The sequence below is a fragment of the Lewinella cohaerens DSM 23179 genome (assembly GCF_000379805.1).
GTDB classification, from domain to species: Bacteria; Bacteroidota; Bacteroidia; order Chitinophagales; family Saprospiraceae; genus Lewinella; species Lewinella cohaerens.
Window position 1 is genome coordinate 1 of the sequence record NZ_KB903588.1, and the last position, 4,468, is coordinate 4,468.

The 4,468-nt window shown below is 47.9% G+C and carries 1 protein-coding gene; it reads left to right on the forward strand.

The window, feature by feature from the left end:
- Positions 1-15: 15 nt before the first annotated feature.
- On the forward strand, positions 16-4,468 hold a 4,453-nt coding region (locus tag A3EU_RS0125520; RefSeq protein ID WP_425412744.1), incomplete at its 3' end, for an SdrD B-like domain-containing protein.

Genomic DNA, 4,468 nt, shown 5'->3' on the forward strand with positions numbered 1-4,468 from the left:
GGCGATAACGGTGCAATGGTCACCGGTCTTGCCCCAGGTACTTACACGGTTACAGCAACAGACAGCAAAGGCTGTTACGGCGAAGGCAGTGTAACGATTGAAAATATCCCTGGCCCAACAGCAGACGCTGGCGACGACCAGGAAGTATGTGCTGGTACAGAAGTGACCATCACAGCAGTTGCGAATGGNGGAACTGCACCATTTANNTACNNNTGGAACCAAGGTNTGGGAGCAGGTGCTTCACAAACCTTCACNCCNACAGTAACCCGCAACTACACCGTAACCATTACGGATGCAAACGGCTGTGAAGCTACAGATGTAGTACGAGTGGTAGTTAATCCTAATCCTACGGTAAGCGTATCTGGCGTTGATGCTACTTGTGGTTTTGACAACGGCACAGCCACAGCATCTGCTTCTGGCGGAACTGCTGCTTACACCTACGCATGGAGCAACGGCGACAGCGGAGCGATGATCACTGGTCTTGCACCAGGTACTTACACCGTTACTGCAACGGACAGCAACGGCTGTTTCGGTGTAGGCAACGTAACGATCGACAACATCGGTGGCCCAACGGTTAATGCTGGTGATGACGAGGAGATTTGTCTTGGCTTAAGCGTAACACTAACAGCGGAAGTAACCAATGGTACCCAGCCATTCGATATCGTATGGATGCCAGGTAACCTTACAGGTGCTTCGATTACTGTTTCTCCAACGGAGACTACAACTTATACCGTAACAGTTGTTGACGACAACGATTGTCAGGCTTCTGATATGGTAGAGGTAGTGGTTAATCCTAACCCATCTGTAACAGCAATGGGTACTGATCCTGATTGTGATCAGAATAACGGAACAGCTACAGCAACAGCTAGCGGCGGAACACCTCCTTATACCTATGCATGGAGTAATGGTGCTACCACTGCAATGATCACTGATCTTGCACCTGGTACTTACACTGTTTCTGTAACAGATAGCAAAGGTTGTACCGGACCAAACAGCACCGCTACAGTAACGATCAACGAAGTAGCTTGTGCTTCTCTCGGTGATTTCGTTTGGGAAGACCTTGACGGTGACGGTGTTCAGGATGCTGGCGAACCAGCAGTTGAAGATGTAACCGTTAACCTGAAGGATGCTGATGGCAACATCATTGACAATACAACAACCAATGGTGTAGGTTTCTATGAATTCACAGACCTGGAGCCTGGCGATTACAGCGTTCAGTTTGTATTGCCTGCTGGTTATGAGTTCACAACTGCAAATGCAGGTGGAAACGAAGCGCTTGATTCGGATGCTAACCCTGCCATGAACGGTATGACGGAAGTCGTGACCCTCATGTCTGGTGATGACTATCCTGATCTGGATGCTGGTCTGACAACTTACGATCTTGCACTAACCAAAGATATCAACGACGGTACGCCTGGGCCTTACGCTCAGAACAGTCCTGTTGATTTCAATATTACCGTTACCAACGAAGGAAGCCAAGATGCTGCCAACGTTGTAGTAACCGACCGTGTGCCTGCTGGCTTGACCATCACTGGTTTTGATGCCAACGGCACTGCTGTTATTGATAATAACGACGGTACTTATACGATTCCTGCCCTGGCAATTGATCAGAGTGTAACCTTCATTGTGAAGACTACGATCGACAACGACTTCCAAGGCACTACGCTGGTGAATATTGCTGAAATCACTGTTGATGATGGTGATGACACCGATTCTACACCAGATAATGAAGAACCGGAAGAAGATGATGAGGACGAAGAAGAAGTTCCTGTTAGCCAAACGGCTAATGTAGACATCGAAAAAGCGACCAACGGACAGGATGCTGATGATGCTCCTGGAGTTATCATTCTCGTACCAAATACACCACCAACCGTAACATGGACTTACGTGGTGACCAATACAGGTACGCTTGATCTGATTAACGTTGAAGTTAATGATGATCAGGAAGGATTTGTTGGTACTATTCCATTCCTTGCAGCAGGTGATAGTGAAACCTTCACCCTCACAGGCACTGCAATGCGTGGCCTATATACCAATATGGCTGATGTAGTAGGAACACCTGTTGATGAAAATGGAAACCCTAACGGCAATCCTAATGTCACCGACGAAGACCCTTCTAACTACACGGGCGTATTTATCAATATCGATAAAGAAGCTGACCGCGATGAAATTTGTGCTGGTGAAGAAGTAAACTTCTCACTGACCATGCGCATTCTTGGCGGTGTAGAGGGTATTCAACTGCGTGCAATCAATGTTGAGGATTCAAATCTTCCTGATGATTTGATGGCATCTGCTACCGATCCTTACTTCGATCAGTCGAGCGATATCAATGGCAACTACTACGTTGACTTTATTGATAATAATAATGACGGCATTTCTGACGAAGAATTCGTTTGGAATTATACGCTGTCTTACTTGGAAACAACGACCAACGAAGCCTCTGATATGGCGGAAGTATGGTATGTTGATCCTGTTACAGGAGATGAGTTTTACGTAGGTGAAGCTATGAACATGGACGCAGTAACCGTTACGGTTAACCAGCTTCTATGTGCTGGCCTCGGTGATTTCGTTTGGGAAGACCTTGATGCCGACGGTATCCAGGACGCTGGTGAACCTGGCGTTGAAGATGTAACGGTAATGTTGTTGGATGCTGATGGCAATATGCTAGATCAGACGACGACAGACGGCACCGGCTTCTACGAATTCCTGGAACTGATCCCTGGCGACTATATCGTTAAGTTCACTACTCCTGCTGGCTTCGAAGCAAGCCCAGCTAACGAAGGTGGCGACGATGCAGAAGATAGTGATGCTGATGAAACCACTGGCCAAACGGGTACTATCAACCTGGTAGCTGGTGAATATGATGATACAAATGATGCTGGTATTTATCAGCCTGCAAGCCTTGGCGACTTCGTCTGGTTAGACGCTGACGCTGATGGTATCCAGGATGCTGGAGAAGAAGGTATCGAAGACGTAACCGTAATGTTGTTGGATGCTGATGGCAATATGCTGGACCAGACAACAACAAACGGCGTAGGTTTCTACGAGTTCACTGGCCTTACCCCTGGCGATTACATCGTTAAGTTTACTGCACCTACTGGCTTGAATGCTAGCCCATCTAACGAAGGTGGCGATGATGCAGAAGACAGTGACGCNNATGAGANCACTGGCGAAACCGGTGTGATCAACTTGGAAAGTGGCGAAAACGATCCTACGAACGATGCTGGTTTCTACGGCGATGCTTCCCTTGGCGATTTCGTATGGGAAGACTTGGATGCTGATGGTATCCAGGATGCTGGCGAACCAGGTATCGAAAACGTAACAGTAATGTTGTTGGATGCTGACGGCAATATGCTAGATCAGACGACGACGAACGGCGTAGGCTTCTACGAATTCACTGGTCTTACCCCTGGCGATTACATCGTTAAGTTCACTGCTCCTACTGACTTCGAAGCAAGCCCTGCCAATGAAGGTGGTGATGATGCAGAAGACAGTGATGCTGATGAAACGACTGGCGAAACTGGCGTAATCACGCTTACCACTGGTGAGAATGATGATACCAACGATGCTGGTTTCTATGAGCCTGCAAGCTTAGGCGATTTCGTATGGGAAGATTTGGATGCTGATGGTATCCAGGATGCTGGTGAACCTGGTATTGAAGACGTAACAGTGATGTTGTTGGATGCTGATGGCAATATGCTAGATCAGACGACAACGAATGGTGTTGGCTTCTACGAGTTCACCGGTCTTATACCTGGCGATTACATCGTTAAGTTCACTGCTCCTACTGACTTCGAAGCAAGTCCTGCCAACGAAGGTGGTGATGATGCAGAAGACAGTGATGCTGATGAAACCACTGGTCAAACGGGGGTTGTTAACCTTGAAAGTGGTGAAAATGACGATACGAACGACGCTGGTTTCTACGAGCCTGCAAGCTTAGGCGATTTCGTATGGGAAGACATCGACGGTGACGGCGAGCAAGATGCTGGCGAACCTGGTGTTGAAGGTGTAACAGTTAACCTGAAAGACGCTGATGGCAACATCATCGACGATACAACAACTGATGACACTGGTGCTTACGAATTTACCGGCCTAACACCAGGCGAGTACAGTGTACAGTTTGTACTACCTACTGGCTATGAATACACAGATCTAAATGCAACAGGCGACGAAGCTACAGACTCTGATGCTGATCCAGCAATGGACGGTATGACAGAGAGCGTAGTCTTGGAGTCTGGCGATAATAACGAAGACCTTGATGCTGGTCTTTACGANCCTGCAAGCCTTGGCGACTTCGTCTGGTTAGACGCTGACGCTGATGGTATCCAGGATGCTGGAGAAGAAGGTATCGAAGACGTGACCGTAATGTTGTTGGATGCTGATGGCAATATGCTGGATCAGACAACGACGAACGGTGTCGGCTTCTACGAGTTTACCGGCCTTGCACCTGGCGATTACATCGTTAAGT